Genomic DNA, 15,264 nt, shown 5'->3' with positions numbered 1-15,264 from the left:
TCGGCGAAGGCCTCGGACGCACGCAAAACAAGGCGAAGCCGCCGGAGGGGGTGGAGGCTCCGGCGGCTTGCGAGGGTTAGTTGCGGTGGATGGTGAAGGTTGTGGTGGTGTTCTGGATGTCTGTCGCGTTGTTGGTGAGGGTCAGGTTGTTGAAGGTGACCTCGCCGCGGGCGGGGCCTTCGCCTGGTTCGGGGAGTTCGTTGGCCCAGACGGCGTAGCCGGACTTGGCGTCGAAGGCGTCGCCGGATTTGCGGGCGCCGGAGACCGTGGTGTTGGTGAAGACGGTGTCCGCGACCGGGAACAGCGGGCTTCCGCCGACGTAGTCGGTCTGGAACATGATCCCGGAGTACGTCGGATCGACGACGTCCAGGTCGGAGACCCGGATGCCCTGGAACACCTTGGTCGCCGAGTAGATCCACACCGCGGGGAACGTCTGGTTACCCCAGAAGTGACCGCCGGACCGGACGACCGAGGCGTTCTGGAACTGCGTCGGCGGCGTGGCCCCGAAGCCGTTCATCGGGATCCCGAAGTCCAGCGAGCTGATCGTGATCCCCGGATAGGTGAGCATGTCGGCCGCGTACAGGTTCCGGAAAACGTTGTTCGTCCCGCCGTACACGGCGAACCCGGCGGCCCGCCAGGTGAGCATCGCCGACAGATTCTCGAACACGTTGTCCCGGACCTCGCCGCCCCCGTTGTCGGTGGCGTTGAACAGCGCGAAGCTGTCGTCACCGGTCGAGCGCGCCTCGTTGTTGCTGACGGTGTTTCCGGACGACCCGTTCGTCATGTTGATGCCGTCCGCGAACGTGTCCCGGATGCGCGAGTTCTTGATCACCGAGTTGTCGGTGTTCGCGCCCCAGTACAGGCACATCTGGTGCTCGATCCAGATGTTGTCGATCGTCATGTTCGCCGTGCCGGCGAAGTTGAACACCTTGCCCGGGCCGTCGTTGCGGCTGTCGTAGTTCCCGAAGTACGAGAACCCGCGGAACGTCGACCCGTTCGCCGACGGCTGCGCGTCGAACCCGACATCGGTGTTCGACTGGTTCTGCGGCGCCACGAACCGCGTGAACCACGGCCCGGCGCCGACGATCTGCACGGCCCGCCCGGAGACGTTGAACTTCGACGACGTCTGGTATTGGCCCGCCGGCAGGTAAACACCCTGCAGCGTGGTGTCCTGCCGCACCCGGTCGAGCGCGTTCTGCACGTCCTGCTGGGTGAACCCGTTCGGCGTCACGAAGCCCGCGCCGGGGTTCGGGGCCGCGGTCACCGCCTCGGTGTCGAGGAAGTCGATCGAGTACGTCGTACCGTTCGCCGGATCCTTCTGCAGCCGGATCTTCGTGCCCGCCGGGTAGGTCTGGTCGAGCATCAGGTTCGCTTCGTCGTAGATGTGCCGCGCCGGTCCCGAGCCGGGCGAGTTGTTCGGCGACGCCTCCGCGCCGTACAGCCAGGAGTACTTCGAGGTGAGCGGCAGCGACTTCGCGAAGGTCCCGTTCACGTAGACGCTCAGCGACGAGGACTGGCCGCCGCCACCGGCGGAGTCCGGGATCGAGAAGCGTGTGACGAGGGTGTTCGTCGCGGCCCGCGTGGTGAACTCGACGTACGCGCCGTTCGAGTTCAGCGTCACCGCGCGCCGCCCGGACGCCTCGCCGGCCAAGTCGCCGATCGTCCGGTTCGGCCCGATCACGGCCGCGCCGCCGCCGACCGCGGCGTCCTCGGCCTCGAGGTGGTCGTACGGCAGGTTCGCGCCGCGACCGACGAACAGCGGTCGTTCACTGGTGTTGTTGGTCCGCTTCACCGGCAGTTCGTTCGCGTCGTCGGCCAGCACGACACGCACGGTGTAGCGGCCGTTCGCCGCCGTCCAGTTGCCGAGAGCAACAGCAGGGGTGGTCGCACCGGCCGCGATCGACCCGGTGTAGGCGCCGGTCAGCGTCGTCACCACGGACGACCCGTTCAGCACCGTCAGCGTGATCCCGTGCGCACCGGACGCGGAAGCCACACTGCCCTGGTTCCGGAACGCCACGGAAAACGCGACGGAATTTCCGGCCGACGGATTTCCGGGTGTCCAGTTCACTGCGGCCGCCACCAGGTCCGAACTCGCCACCGGCGTCACGACCAGCGGCCCGGACGCCTGGGCGGTGTTGTTCCCGTCGTTCTGCTCGATCACCGCGTTGGCCTCGTCGACCTTCGCGCTGAGCGTGTACGAGCCGGCGTCCCGCGTCCCGATCGACGCGCTCACCGTCGTCGACGCACCGGCCGCGAGGGCGCCGACCGCCGCCGTGCCGACCTTGGTCGCGCCGAGATAGAAGTTGACGTCCGTCGCCGCGGATCCGCCGGTGCCGCCGTTGTTGACGGTCGCGCGGACGGTGATCACGTCCGTCTCGACCGGCGAGGTCGGTGTCCAGTTGACGGTGGAGAGCGTGAGATCCGGGTTCGGCGCCGGGACGCCGAGCACCTGCAGCTCGGCCACCTGCCCGGCCGGGGCGCCGGTGTTCCCGGTGAAGTTCAGCCGTATGTCGGCGACGCGCGCGCTGACCGGGATCGTCACCGCGTTGCCGTTCGCCGGGGTGAAGTCGTAGGCGGCCGAGCCGACGATCGTGGTGAAGGTCGAGGAGCTCTGCTCGCGCCCGAGGATCGAGAACGTCTGCGTCCGCGGTCCCCAGGCCGGATCGGGGTTCAGCCGGATCACGACCGAGCTGAGGTCCGCGTTCGCGCCGAGCTGCGTGGTGAGCGTCGCCGGGTTCGCGTTGCCCTCCCAGTACGTGGTGACGTTGTCGTCGTTGGCGTTCGCCGCGACGTAGGTGTGCACGAAGCCGGACGCGGTGATCGGCTTGTTCAGCGCCAGGTTGCTTCCCGGCCCGCCGCTGCCGTTCCGGGTGACCGTGTTGCTGTTCGCGGACTGGTTGCCAGCGGCATCTTTCGCGCGGACGTAGTAGGCGATCGACACGTTGGCGGGCTCGTTGTCGGTGTAGGTCAGTACGTTGCCGGCCACGCTGGTCCGCAGCTGGCCGTTCGCGTACACGTCGTACCCGGTCACGCCGACGTTGTCGGTCGACGCGTTCCAGGTGAGCTTGATCTGCCCTGCGCCGGGCTCGGTGAAGGCCAGGCTGCCCGGGGCGGTAGGAGCCTGGGTGTCACCGGTCGCCGGCCCGTAGACCTCGAGCTCGGACAGCTGCCCGGCCGGCCAGCCGGTGTTGGCGGTGACGCGGATCCGGACGTACCGCGTGGTGGCGGTGCCGTAGTCGACGGTCACCGTGTTGTCCGGCGGGCTGAACGTGCGCGCCGCGGACGCGGACAGGTCGGTGAAGTTCTGCCCGTCGGTGCTGCCCTGGATCGCGAGCGTCTGGTCCCGGGCGCCCCAGTTCGCGGCCGGCAGTTTGAGCACGACCTGGTTGGTCGCGACCGAGGACCCGAGGTCGACCTGGACCCATTGCGGGAACGCGTTGTTCGCGCTCTCCCAGTAGCTGCTCTGGTTGCCGTCGGTGACGTTCGACGCGACGTAGTTCTGGGTGCTGCTGCTGGCCGACGCGGCCTTGCCGGCGGCGAGGTTGGGGCCGGCGAGAACGGCGGCCTGCGCGGCCGGCGCCGGCCGGACGAGGGGTGCGGCCGCGAGACTCGCGGCCAGCAAGGCGGTCAGCAACCGCCAGGTCGGATTTCGCATGGGCCTCTCCTGGTGGGCGGGACAGGGAAGAGCCACCGCGCTCAGAGTTCAAAACTTTCGCTGACTTTGCTCAATTTTTGCGCGGCGATGGCTCATTGTTACGGCAGCATCAACCGGGCGTCAACGGTTCGTGAACGACGAAAGGGCCGACTCGCAGCATCTGCGAGCCGGCCCTTCGAGGTACTGCGTCAGTGCTTGGCGGGACCCTCCGCACCGGCGCCGGTCATCGCGCGGACCGAGAGCTCGTTGTAGCGGGCCTCGCTGGTCCGGTCCTTGCCGAGGTAGGTGCCGAGCACGCCGAACAGGAAGCCCAGCGGGATCGAGACGATGCCCGGGTTCGACAGCGGGAACCACTGGAAGTCCGCGCCGGTGATCATCGACTTGTCGCCGTTGCCGGACACCACCGGCGAGAAGATCACCAGAACGACGGCCGAGATCAGACCGCCGTAGATGCTCCAGGTCGCGCCCGCGGTGTTGAACCGCTTCCAGAACAGGTTGTACAGCAGCGCCGGCAGGTTCGCCGAGGCCGCGACCGCGAACGCCAGCGCGACCAGGAACGCGATGTTCAGCTTCTGCGCCGGGATCGCCAGCGCGATCGACACCGCGCCGATCCCGATCGCCGCGAACCGCGCCACCCGAAGCTCCTGCTGCTCGGTCGGCTTCTGCTTGGCGATCACATTGGCGTACAGGTCGTGGGCGAACGACGAGGCCGACGTCAGCGTCAGCCCGGCCACCACCGCGAGGATGGTGGCGAACGCGACCGCCGCGATCAGCGCGAGCAGGATCGCGCCGCCGGTCGAGCCGGCGCCGCCGCCGACGGACTCGGCCAGCAGCGGAGAGGCGACATTGCCCTTCGACACCTCGACCGCGGAGCCCTTCCCGGTGTCCAGCAGCGCCGCGGCGCCGAAGCCGAGGGCCAGCGTCATCAGGTAGAACGCGCCGATCAGGCCGATCGCCCACTGCACCGAGCGGCGCGCGGACCGCGAGTCCGGCACGGTGTAGAAGCGGATCAGGATGTGCGGCAGGCCCGCCGTACCGAGAACCAGCGCGAGGCCCAGCGACAGGAAGTCGATCTGGCCGGTGAGGTCCTTGCCGTAGAGCAGGCCTGGCTGCAGGAACGCCTCGCCCTTCCCGGACTTCTCGGCGGCCGTACCGAGCAGGTCGGAGAGGTTGAAGTGGAACTTCACCAGCACCAGGAAGGTGATCAGCACCGTGCCGGCCATCAGCAGCACGGCCTTCACGATCTGCACCCAGGTGGTGCCCTTCATGCCGCCGATCGTCACGTAGACGATCATCAGCGCGCCGACCAGCACGATCACCGCGGCCTTCACGCCGTCGCTCTTCACGCCGAGCAGCAGGCCGACCAGCGAACCGGCGCCGACCATCTGGGCCAGCAGGTAGAAGATCGAGACCACGATCGTGGAGGTCGCGGCCGCGGTCCGGACCGGACGCTGCTTCATCCGGAACGCGAGCTGGTCGGCCATCGTGAAGCGGCCCGAGTTCCGCAGCAGCTCGGCGACCAGCAGCAGCGCGACCAGCCAGGCCACCAGGAAGCCGATCGAGTACAGGAAGCCGTCGTACCCGTAGAGGGCGATCGAGCCGGAGATGCCGAGGAACGACGCCGCGGACATGTAGTCACCGGAGATCGCGAGGCCGTTCTGCGCGCCGCTGAACGAGCGCCCGCCGGCGTAGTAGTCGGCCGCGGTCTTGTTCTGCCGGGACGCCCACCAGGTGATGTACAGCGTCACGGCGACGACCGCGGTGAACAGCGAGATGGTCAGCGTACGGTTCCCCGGCTCGGTGGCGAGCGGGACGAGCAGCGCGTTCACCGGCGACGCTCCCTCTTGTACTTGGCGTTCAGGCCGTGGGCGAGCGGGTCGAGCTTGCGGTTCGCGAACCGGCCGTACAGAGCCGCGATGAAGAACGTCGACACGAACTGCCCCAGGCCGAAGACCAGCGCGACGTTGATGTGCGAACCGCCGATCTTGTGGCTCATGAAGTCCCGCGCCCAGTTGTTGCAGGCGACGTAGGCCAGGTACCACGCCATGAAGGCGATCGTCCACGGCACCACGAAGTTCCGGTAGCGCCGCTTCAGCTCCTTGAAGTCGGCCGCGTCGTGCACCGCTTCGTACGCGCGGGCGTCCCGCTCGTGCACCACTTTCTCGTCCATGAGTTCCCCTTCACTGGACCGAACAGGTGCACGTTAGCCGCAAGTCGCCCGTTTGTGACCTACTGCAACCAAAATGTTCTTAGAGGTGCGGGGCCACCGGGCCGTCGAGTGTCCGGCGGTAGTTCGCGAACTCGCTCGGGTGGGTGCGGAAGCAGCCGGTGAAGTACGGCATCCGCAGCGGCTCCGGCGGCCGGGCGGTGTGCTCGTAGATCAGGTCGATCTGGTCCAGGACCTGCTCGCGCCTGGTCTCCTTCAGGACGGCGACCCGCGAGTGCGACCGGGCCAGCTGCCGCAGGCCGTTGCGGTCCAGGTCGTGCCAGTGCCGGAACCGGGCCTGCTCGATCATCGTGAACAGGTTCGACTGCTCCAGGATCGGCGCCGGGTCGAACCGGTCGATGCCTCCGAACCCGTCGCCCTGCATCACCTGGAAGAGCCGGCGGACCCACGGCACCACGGTGTCGGCGTTGTTCCAGAGCAGGCCGAGGACGCCGTTCGGGCGCAGCACCCGGGCGATCTCCGGCAGCGCGCGGGTGTGGTCGAACCAGTGGAAGGCCTGTCCGACGATCACCGCGTCCACCGACGCGTGCGCGAGCGGGATCGACTCCGCCGCGCCGACCATCGTGTCGATGCCGGTCCGCCGGCGGCAGACCTCGAGCATCTCCTGGGACGGGTCGACGGCGATCACGTCGTGCCCCAGCCCGGCGGCGACCGCGGCGAGCTTGCCGGTGCCGGCGCCCAGGTCGAGCACCTGCAGGCCGCGGCCCGGGCCCAGGATCCAGCTCAGCGCCTCGACCGGGAACGTCGGCCGGCCGGCGTCGTACGCGTCCGCGACGGCGCCGAACGACGTCGCCCGGGCGGCGTGCGCGCTGTTGTCCGGGACTGCGGCGGAGTCCCCGGCCGGATCATTGGTGGTCATCACCGTAAATCATGCCGTAGCTCCGGGCACGAAGCCTGCTACTCGCCGAGTTTCTTCTGTTCGATGTGCGCGTTCAGCGCGGCCAGCTCCGGGTGCTCGTCCAGGATCGCGACCAGCTCGGCGCAGCCCAGCCGGGTCGCGTCGAAGTCCTCGATGAGGGCGTCGAGCAACTTCCAGTCGTCCGCGGTATCGAGGGTCAGCCGGTACTGCGCCCCGCCGCCCGACCAGGGCAGGTTCAGCAGCCGCATCTCGCCGGAACGGTTCTGGTGCAGGTACGGCGTGACGTGCTCCCGGTCGGCCTTGAGGGTGGCCTTCGCCTCCGCGTCGTACAACCGGGCCGCGGAGAAGATCTCGAAGTCCATGCCGCGCGGGTAGGTGCGCTCGAGACAGTTCGAGATGTAGAGGTCGGGGTCGTTCTCGGCGCGCCACCGATCGACGCCCGCGGCAACGATCTCCGGATCGATCAGCGGGCAGTCGGACGTGACCCGGACGAGGCCGTCGAGAGCGTGCTCGCGGGCGGCGCCGGCGAAGCGGCTGAGGACGTCGTCCTCGCTGCCGCGGAACACCGGGATGCCGGCCTCGTCGCAGAGCTGGGCGACGAGGTCGTCGTTGAAGTTCGTCGTGGTCGCGACGATCACCGGCAGGCCGGTGCGGCCCAGCCGGTCGAGGTGGTGCTCGAGGTACGAACGGCCGGCGACGGCCAGCAGGACCTTGGCCGGCAGCCGTGTGCTGGTCACGCGGACCTGCGTGACGATGCCGATCTTCAGCTGTTCCATCGGAACATCTCCCGGATTTCTGCGGGTCCGGCGACGTGGTCGACGCCCAGTTCGGTGTCGGTGAACTCGGCCGCGACCGCCGCCGGTACGTACGGCTGGTCCATCTCCGGCCACAGCCGCTTGATCCGCGCCTGACCGCCGAACGACGGGTGCTCGTTCTCCAGCACCATGGGATCACCGTAGACCCCGGCGCCCAGGCCGAGCGAGGCGCCGTACAGAACGGCGGAGCTGAGCCGGTTGGAGGCGACCCGCTCGTGCCGGCGCAGCTCGCGCAGTTGCTTGACCAAGAACTTGGCGTCGGTCCGGCGCCAGTGCAGGCCGCGGTAGCCGTGCGTGATCACCCGGAACCCGGCGTCCTTGTAGACGTTGCGGATCGCGGGCTTCTCGTACTCGTTCCAGTACAGGCAGACGGTCACCGGACCGGTCTCGTGCTCGTTGATCGAGGCAACGATCCGGCCGTGGTCGCCGAGCACGTGCTGGCCTTCCCAGCCGTGGAACGGGTAGAAGATGGTGCCCTTGGCCCGCTTGTCCGGCGTCGCCAGCTCGGGGTGGATCCGCAGCAGGTACAGCCAGACCGAGCCGATCACCGAGTAGTTGCGCAGGCCGAGCGCGTGGCCGCGGCGGCGGACGCTGTCGGACCACACGAACTTCGGCATCCCGGGCGCGAAGTTCGTGCCGTGGGCGAAACCGTCCAGGATGTTCCAGCCGTGCTGCAGGTAGCCCCAGATCCGCGGCGGTTCCGGGAGTCCGGCGTACGACGCCATGATGTTGGCGTGCCCGTAGAAGTGGTTGGCGTGGTGCATCAGCGGCGCCGGACCTTCCGCAGGACCCTCTTGAGCCGGCGGCGGATCACCCGGGCGGGGTTCATCACCGCGTGGCCGACGCGGTACGGCCGCGAACGGCGGATACCGCTGACGGTGCCCTCGAACAGGATCGCCCGGGCACTGGCGTGCGCGAGTTCGTCGGCGAGCCGGGCGACGGTGGTGAGCTGCTCGGCGCTGCCGCGCGGGCGGACCACCTCGTCCGGGCTGAACTCCTGCTCCGGCACCGTGATCCCGGCCATCGCCGCGAGCCGCGCCGTCAACGCGTGCGGATCGGCCGCCGCGGGCCATGGTTGCCGCGAGCCACTGTCCAGCGCGCGCTGCGCGAACCGCCGCAGGTGCCCGACGACATCCAGCTCCTGCGCCTCCCCGAACAGCCGGTACGCCGACCCGTCGAGGATCACGTTGTCCGGCGATCCCGCGCCGCCCGTTCCCAGCCAAGCCACATAGCTGGGAATCGTCCGACGCAGGGTGGCCTGATCGTCGGATCGCAGGGCCGTCAGGAGGTGCTCCTCCAGCAGAACGCCTTCGCCCTCGGGGACGACGCCTTCGGGCAGGGCGGCAGGTGCCGCGGCGCCGACCACGAAGTACCAGGCAGGCGCCAGCTCGAACGCGAGCCCGGCCGCGGCCGCGTCCAGCACGACGCGATACGGGTCCATCAGCACGGGGCCTTCGTTGCGCGCGGCAACAGCTCGCGCCGCGGCCACGGCGGCGAATCCTTCGACCGAGGTGACTGCAACGTCTGCCTGGACAAGCGACGGGAAGACCGCGTACGCGACTTCGTTGTCGAAGCCGGCCGTACGAAGGGCTGTCACGAGTGGTTTGAAGCCGGCCGGCGCGCGGTCTGCGACGTCGCGGCCCCAGTCCTCGTCACGGGGGAGTGCCGCGGTGATGTCCGGCTGCACCAGCCGCTCGAAGCCGAACGCGTTCGTAGCGCCGAGCAGCAGCCGGCCCCCAGGCTTCAGCAGGCCGGTCAGCCGATCGAGACCGTCCGCCCAGCTGAACCCGGCGGTGTCCGGCCCGACGAGCCGCTCGATCCCGTCCAGCGCGACGACCACGTCGTACCCGTCACCCACGCCGCTCTTCTCGTCGACCGCGAACCGGTCGACGGAGCCGCAGAAGACCTGGCCCTTGACGTCGTCCAGCAACTCGGCGAGCTCCTCCGCGTCCGGCGCCGACCGGACCAGCAGGTCGACGGACGCGACCTGGGCCGCGACGGCCGAGACCAGCTCGACGGCATGCGGACCTGCGAGCAGGACGGTGTCATCGGCGGTCAGCGTGGCGGCCAGGAGCGCTCCGGCCGCGGGTCCGGCAGCCGCGGGACGGGCGTCGCCGGGGCGCAGATCCGACCAGTTCAGCATCTCCCCGCCGACCAGATTCGATCGGGTCACATCGGTCACGTTAGCCAACCAGGGTCAGAAGGGTCTCGATCACCCGGTCGACGTCACTGTCGGTGAGGTCCGGGAAGAGCGGCAGGGAGAGTTCCTCGGCGTAGAAACGCTCGGCGTTCGGGCACAGGCCGCGCCGGTATCCCTGGTGGGCGAAGACCGGGTGCCAGTAGACCGGGATGTAGTTCACCTGGACGCCGATCCCCGCGGCGCGCATCGCCTCGAACACCTCGCGGCGGCGTCCGCCGAGCACGCGGACCGGGTACAGGTGCCACATCGGATCGACCCCGGCCCGCTGCTCTGGCGTCCGCAGGCCGTCGGCGGCGGCGAAGGCCGCGTTGTACCGGGCGGTGATCTCCGCGCGGCGGCGCTTGAACTCGGCCAGCCGGCGGAGCTGGGACAGGCCGAGCGCGGCGCCGAGGTCGGTCAGGCGATAGTTCACGCCGTACTCGTGGACCTCCTGGTGCCACGGGCCCTCGTCGGTGATCTCGAAGCGCGACGGGTCGCGGACGAGGCCGATGAAGTGGAACTCGTGGGCCCGCTGGGCGATCGCCGGGTCTTTGCAGACGACTGCGCCGCCTTCGCCGGTGGTCAGGTTCTTCGTCGGGAAGAACGACATGGTGGTGACATCGGCGAGATCGCCGACCGGACGGCCGTACGCCGACCCGCCGACGGAATGTGCTGCGTCCGCGAGGGTCTTCGCACCCACCCGATCGGCCAAGGACTGCAGCGCTGCGTAGTCGGCGGCCTGGCCGGCATAGTCGACCGCTGCGATGACCCTGGAACGTTCCGTCAGAGCAGCGTCCACGGCCGCCGGGTCGAGGAGGCCGGTGTCGTAGTCGACGTCGGCGAAGGCCACGCGAGCGCCGAGCATGGCGGCGCAGGAGGCGGTGGCCACGAAGGTCATGGGGGTGGTGACGACCTCGTCGCCGGGGCCGATGCCGAGGGCGGCGTACGCGATGTGGAGTGCCGCGGTGCCCGAGGTGCAGCTCACCGCCCGGTGTCCGCCGGCCAGCTCCGAGATCGCGTTCTCGAAGGCGGTGACCGCGGGTCCGGTGGTCAGCCAGTCGCCGCGCAGGACGGCGGTGACTGCCTCGATGTCCTCCTCCGCGATCGACTGGCGCCCGTAGGGGAGCACGTCAGACGTCGCTCTCGAGGATCTTGCGGATCTCCTCGATCGAGTACCACTGGTCGTTGGTGTCGGAGGCGTAGTGGAAGCCGTCCGGCACCGGTGTGCCGTCGGCGGGCGGCTGGTAGCCCCAGGTGGCGAGGTCCGGCTGGAGCACGAAGCGGTTGCCAAGGGCGAGCGCGCGGCGGCCTTCCTCCGGGCTGATCATCTCCTCGTGCAGCTTCTCGCCGGGGCGCAGGCCGACGTCGTGCATGGCCGCGCCGGGCGCGATCGCCTCCGCCAGGTCGGTCACCTTCATCGACGGGATCCGCGGCACGTACAGCTCGCCGCCGGTCATCAGGTCGAACGAGTCGACGACGAACTCGACCGCCTCCGGCAGCGTGATCAGGAACCGGGTGCAGCGCAGGTCGGTGATCGGCAGCGGCTGGCCGCTCAGGTGCAGCGCGCGGAACTTCGGGATGATCGAGCCCCGGCTGCCCATCACGTTGCCGTACCGGACGACGCTGAAGCGGGTGTCGTACGCCGCCGCGTAGTGGTTGCCGTTGATGAACAGCTTGTCCGCGGTGAGCTTGGTCGCGCCGTACAGGTTGATCGGGCTGGACGCCTTGTCCGTGGACAGCGCCACGACCCGCTTCACGCCGGAGTCGATGGCCGCCTCGATGACGTTCTGCGAACCGACTACGTTGGTCTGGACGAACTCCCACGGGTTGTATTCACCACTGTCCACCTGCTTCAGCGCAGCCGCGTGCACGACGTGGTCGACCTTGTGCATCGCCCGGTTCAGCCGGGCGCGGTCGCGGATGTCGCCGATGAAGAACCGCAGCCGCGGGTCGTCGCCGAACGACTGCCGGACCTCCCACTGCTTCAGCTCGTCGCGGCTGAAGACGATGATCCGCCGCGGGTTCAGGTGGGTCAGCGCGTGCCGTACGAAGCTCCGGCCGAACGACCCGGTACCTCCGGTGACCAGGATGTCGGAGCCGGTAAGGATTGACACGCGAGCGGGACCCTTCTGACGGACAGTTCCGAACCGCACACACGCGGTGCAGACCTCGAAACAATAGCTGCCCCGTTCAGTACCTCCTCAATCCACTGTCTCAGCACCGCGAGATCAAACGTACGCTGGGCCGGGTGAAACGCGTCGGGGTGCGGTGTGATGTCGGGCCGGGCCGGGGGATCGGGCACGTGATGCGCTGCCTGGCACTCGCGGAGGAGGTACGGCGGCGCGGGGTCGAGCTGGTGTTCGTGTGTGACGCGTACACCGTGCCGTGGGCGGCGGAGCAGATCGCCGCGCGCGGGATGGTGGTCGAACGCGCGGTTGGGAGCCCCGACGAACACGTGGAGCTCTTCAAGCGGCTGCGGCTCGACGCGGTCGTCTTCGACTCCTACGACCTGGACGCGTCGGTCTACTCCGCGGTCCGGGCGAGCCTGCCGACGCTCGCGATCGTCGACGGCGACTTCCGCGGCGCCGAGGCCGACGTGCTGGTCGACCAGAACCTGGCCGCCGAGCTCGACCACCCGTCGCTGCCGCGGGATTCGGTCCGCCTCGCCGGCCTGTCGTACGTGATGATCCGCGACGAGATCCTCGGCCACCGCCCCAGTACGCCGCCCGCCACAGGCCGCGCGAGCGCCGTACCGCGAGTGTTCGCGTTCTTCGGCGGCACGGACGCGTTCGGCGCCGGGCCGTACGTCGCCCGCGCGCTGGCGGCGACCGGTCTGCCGTTCGAGGCCACCGTCGTCGCGCCGGCACCGGATCTCGCCGCGCGGAGCGCCGCGGTCGAGCTGCAGCCGCACCAGCGGCTCGACGTGATCGGCCCGACGGATCAGCTGGCGGCCCGCGTCCGCGAGGCCGATCTGACCATCAGCGCCTCCGGTACGTCGACGTGGGAGCTGCTCTGTCTCGGGGCGACCGCGGCGTTGGTGTGCGTGGTCGACAACCAGGTGATGGGCTACGAGCGCGCTGTCGACACCGGCGCCGCCGCCGGCCTCGGTTTGTTGAGCGCGTTGCAGCAGGACAGCTCGTCGGCGGATCAGGTGCTCAAGCGGCTGCTCGGCGATCCGGCCGAGCGTGGCCGGTTGGCGAGAGCGGGGTGGGAGCTGGTCGACGGCCGCGGGCGTGAACGAGTCGCCGACGCCCTGCTCAGCCTCATCTGAGTTCGTAGATCGTCGCGTCCAGGGTGGCGTGCCGCAGGCGGACGTAGTTGCGGAGCGCGGGTGACACCGTGCCGGCCCGGTGGTCGGCGTACAGCCAGCGCACGCCGGCCTGGCGCAGTCGCTCGATCGCGGCGGGCGTGGGCGCCTTGAACGCGATGTCGTTGGCGACCAGCTCCTCGCGATTCCAGTACGGGATGAGGCTCGGGTTGCCGTCGTTCTCGAGGGCGATCCGGTTCGCCTGGTTGGAGTACGACCAGCCCTCGATCAGGACCGGCCGCTCGGACAGCGCGGCGAGCCAGAAGTGCCGGCTGTCGCAGAGGCCGTCGCGCTCGATGATGCAGTGCGCGTTCGTCGCGACCAAGTCGCCCGGGGCGCTGTTCCGCCGGAGCCACTGCGCGGCCCCGGCCTCGGCCGCCGTCGCGCCGCCGCGGAACGGATGCGCGAAGACCAGGTTCGACGCCTTGTCCGACACGAATCCCTGCAGCGGGACGAGTGTCGCGCCGATCATGCAGGCGGAGACCGCGGCACCGATCAGCGCAACGAAGAAGCTGCCAGGTCGTCGGGCCAGCTTCCAGCCGACAGCCACCACCACCGCGACGCCCGCCACGGCCGCGGCGGTCCACACCCATGGGCCCTTGATGCCGTGCAGATCGGCCGACCGCGAGCGTGCGATCGCGAGCGCGACGAGGCCGAGGAGTCCGGCCGCGCCGACGAGCACCACGGCCCGCCGGTCCCCGAGCTGGCCGACCAGATTCGCGAGCCCGACAGCCGCGAGGACGGCGATGACGGGGAAGGCCGTCCGCAGGAAGTACAGCTGACTGACGCCGGACTGAGTCGTGAGCACCGTGCCCAGCAGGCCGGCCACCGCGACACCCGCGAGGAACACGGCACCGGTGTCGCGCCATCGCCGGCCGAGGAAGAACAGCCCCGACGCGGCCAGCGCCCAGCTCAGCAGAGTCGTTGCCCCGGACAACAACTGGGCGTGCGGGTTCGACACCAGCATCGGGTACGGCGCCAGCTGGACGAACGTCTCGAACGGCTTGATCTCGGTCCCCCACGTGCTCCCGCCGAAGATCGCGATCAACGCCGCCACGAACACCGTCAACGACAGCAACCCACCGAGGAACGCCGGCCGCGTGCTCCGCCGTACGAGCCCCAGTTGCAGGAACGCGAAGGCGAACCCGGTGCCCACCAGCGGCAGGATCGTCGACTTCGACCCGGCCGCGATCAACGCGAGCAGGACGAGCAGCGCCCACCGGCTCCGCGGCCTGCCGTCGGCCCGCAGCAGATCCACTGCCACCACGCAGAACGCGAGCGTGATCAGGACCCCGAGGTTCTGCGTCGGACTCAGGTACGCAGCCACCGCGGTCGAGATCCCGCCCAACCCGGTGCTCGCGAGCGGCTGCACAGCTCCGCCGAGACCGGCAACGAAGACCGCGAGCGGCCCGGCCCACGTGGCGCCCGACTCGGCGGTCGGCGCCAACCGGCCGGCCAGCGCGAACACCAGCCCGCATCCGGCGAGGAACAGCGGCAGCCAGCTCAGCGCGTGGATCAGATCAGTGAGGTCGATCCGCGTCCCCCACTGGGTCGCGGCAGTCGCCTGGTGGAAGAACGTGTGGTACTTCATCGGCTCGCCGCCGAGCCACAGCGTCGAGATCGGTACGTCGTACTTCGCGCTCGCCGCCAGGGCCTGCTGGAAGGCCAGGTCGGGGTAGGCGCGCAGCGGATCGGTGTACGCCGGCAGGAACTGTCCAGGGCCGCGCCGGTACACGATCAGCAGCACGACCGCGGTCGACGCCGCGAGCAGCCAGGCCTGCAGCGGGCGCACGGGTCGCTCGACCCGCCGCCAGACCCGGGCGCGGGCGTCACCGTCCACGAAGGTGATCACCAGGACGACCGGCGCCCAGACCCACGACCACGCCTGCAGCCCGATCGACGCGCTCGCCAGGTAGACCAGAACCTGCCCCGCCGTACCGACCGCGAATCCGGCGGAGAGGTCCTCCACCAGGTTGCGCCCGTACCCGCCGATCAGCCGCCACAGCGCGAACCCGGGCAGCGCGACCGCGACCACCGTGAACAGCACGAACCGGGCGACTTCGAAGACCGTCGCCTGCAGCGCGAGCAGGACGATCGCCAGCACCACGACCGAGAGCCCGGCGACCAGACCGGACAGCGAAGGCCCCGCGGTCCGCGGCCCCCGCCGCCTCGCTCTCGCGCGCATGCCGTAACACTAATGTGAAATCAGTCGCACCACGAAT

The 15,264-nt window shown here is 69.7% G+C and carries 11 protein-coding genes; 1 reads left to right on the top strand and 10 read right to left on the bottom strand.

Annotated elements, in window-relative coordinates:
• Nucleotides 1-76: 76 nt before the first annotated feature.
• The 9 genes from AB0I12_RS40610 to pseB form a co-directional block, all read right to left on the bottom strand.
• Nucleotides 77-3,655, bottom strand: a complete 3,579-nt coding sequence (locus tag AB0I12_RS40610; RefSeq protein ID WP_359941191.1) for a discoidin domain-containing protein — start codon at nt 3,653-3,655, stop codon at nt 77-79.
• A 188-nt stretch (nt 3,656-3,843) separates the two neighbouring features.
• The gene (locus AB0I12_RS40605) at nt 3,844-5,484 is read right to left on the bottom strand and encodes a cation acetate symporter (protein WP_359941188.1); all 1,641 of its coding nucleotides are present in this window, start codon (nt 5,482-5,484) and stop codon (nt 3,844-3,846) included.
• Nucleotides 5,481-5,825: a DUF485 domain-containing protein gene (locus tag AB0I12_RS40600; RefSeq protein WP_359941186.1), complete on the bottom strand. Its 345-nt coding sequence runs from the start codon at nt 5,823-5,825 to the stop codon at nt 5,481-5,483. Before AB0I12_RS40600 ends, AB0I12_RS40605 begins: the two co-directional genes overlap by 4 nt.
• A gap of 79 nt (nt 5,826-5,904) precedes the next feature.
• Nucleotides 5,905-6,741, bottom strand: coding sequence for a methyltransferase domain-containing protein (locus tag AB0I12_RS40595; protein ID WP_359941183.1), 837 nt, complete (start codon nt 6,739-6,741; stop codon nt 5,905-5,907).
• 38 nt (nt 6,742-6,779) lie between these two features.
• Nucleotides 6,780-7,517, bottom strand: coding sequence for a glycosyltransferase family protein (locus AB0I12_RS40590; RefSeq protein ID WP_359941181.1), 738 nt, complete (start codon nt 7,515-7,517; stop codon nt 6,780-6,782).
• On the bottom strand, nt 7,505-8,320 hold the full coding sequence (locus tag AB0I12_RS40585; protein WP_359941178.1) for a hypothetical protein: 816 nt from the start codon (nt 8,318-8,320) through the stop codon (nt 7,505-7,507). The genes AB0I12_RS40590 and AB0I12_RS40585 overlap by 13 nt, the downstream gene beginning before the upstream one ends.
• Entirely contained in the window at nt 8,320-9,729 is a 1,410-nt protein-coding gene (locus AB0I12_RS40580) for a hypothetical protein (protein WP_359941175.1), read from the bottom strand. The genes AB0I12_RS40585 and AB0I12_RS40580 overlap by 1 nt, the downstream gene beginning before the upstream one ends.
• Nucleotides 9,730-9,739: 10 nt before the next feature.
• Nucleotides 9,740-10,864: an aminotransferase class V-fold PLP-dependent enzyme gene (locus tag AB0I12_RS40575; protein WP_359941172.1), complete on the bottom strand. Its 1,125-nt coding sequence runs from the start codon at nt 10,862-10,864 to the stop codon at nt 9,740-9,742.
• Nucleotide 10,865: 1 nt separating this feature from the next.
• The gene (gene pseB, locus AB0I12_RS40570; protein ID WP_355701069.1) at nt 10,866-11,849 is read right to left on the bottom strand and encodes a UDP-N-acetylglucosamine 4,6-dehydratase (inverting); all 984 of its coding nucleotides are present in this window, start codon (nt 11,847-11,849) and stop codon (nt 10,866-10,868) included.
• A gap of 134 nt (nt 11,850-11,983) precedes the next feature.
• On the opposite strand from pseB, the gene AB0I12_RS40565 reads away from it, so the two are divergent.
• Complete coding sequence (locus tag AB0I12_RS40565) at nt 11,984-13,006, top strand: spore coat protein (RefSeq protein ID WP_359941169.1); 1,023 nt, start codon at nt 11,984-11,986, stop codon at nt 13,004-13,006.
• On the opposite strand, the gene AB0I12_RS40560 is transcribed toward AB0I12_RS40565, so the two are convergent.
• Nucleotides 12,999-15,227, bottom strand: coding sequence for a hypothetical protein (locus AB0I12_RS40560; protein WP_359941166.1), 2,229 nt, complete (start codon nt 15,225-15,227; stop codon nt 12,999-13,001). The two genes, AB0I12_RS40565 and AB0I12_RS40560, sit on opposite strands and share 8 nt — an antisense overlap.
• Nucleotides 15,228-15,264: the final 37 nt, after the last annotated feature.

It is taken from the genome of Kribbella sp. NPDC050459 (assembly GCF_040655315.1).
Taxonomy (GTDB): domain Bacteria; phylum Actinomycetota; class Actinomycetes; order Propionibacteriales; family Kribbellaceae; genus Kribbella.
Note: the sequence above shows the minus strand (reverse complement) of the source record. Positions and strands in the feature narration are given on the sequence as shown.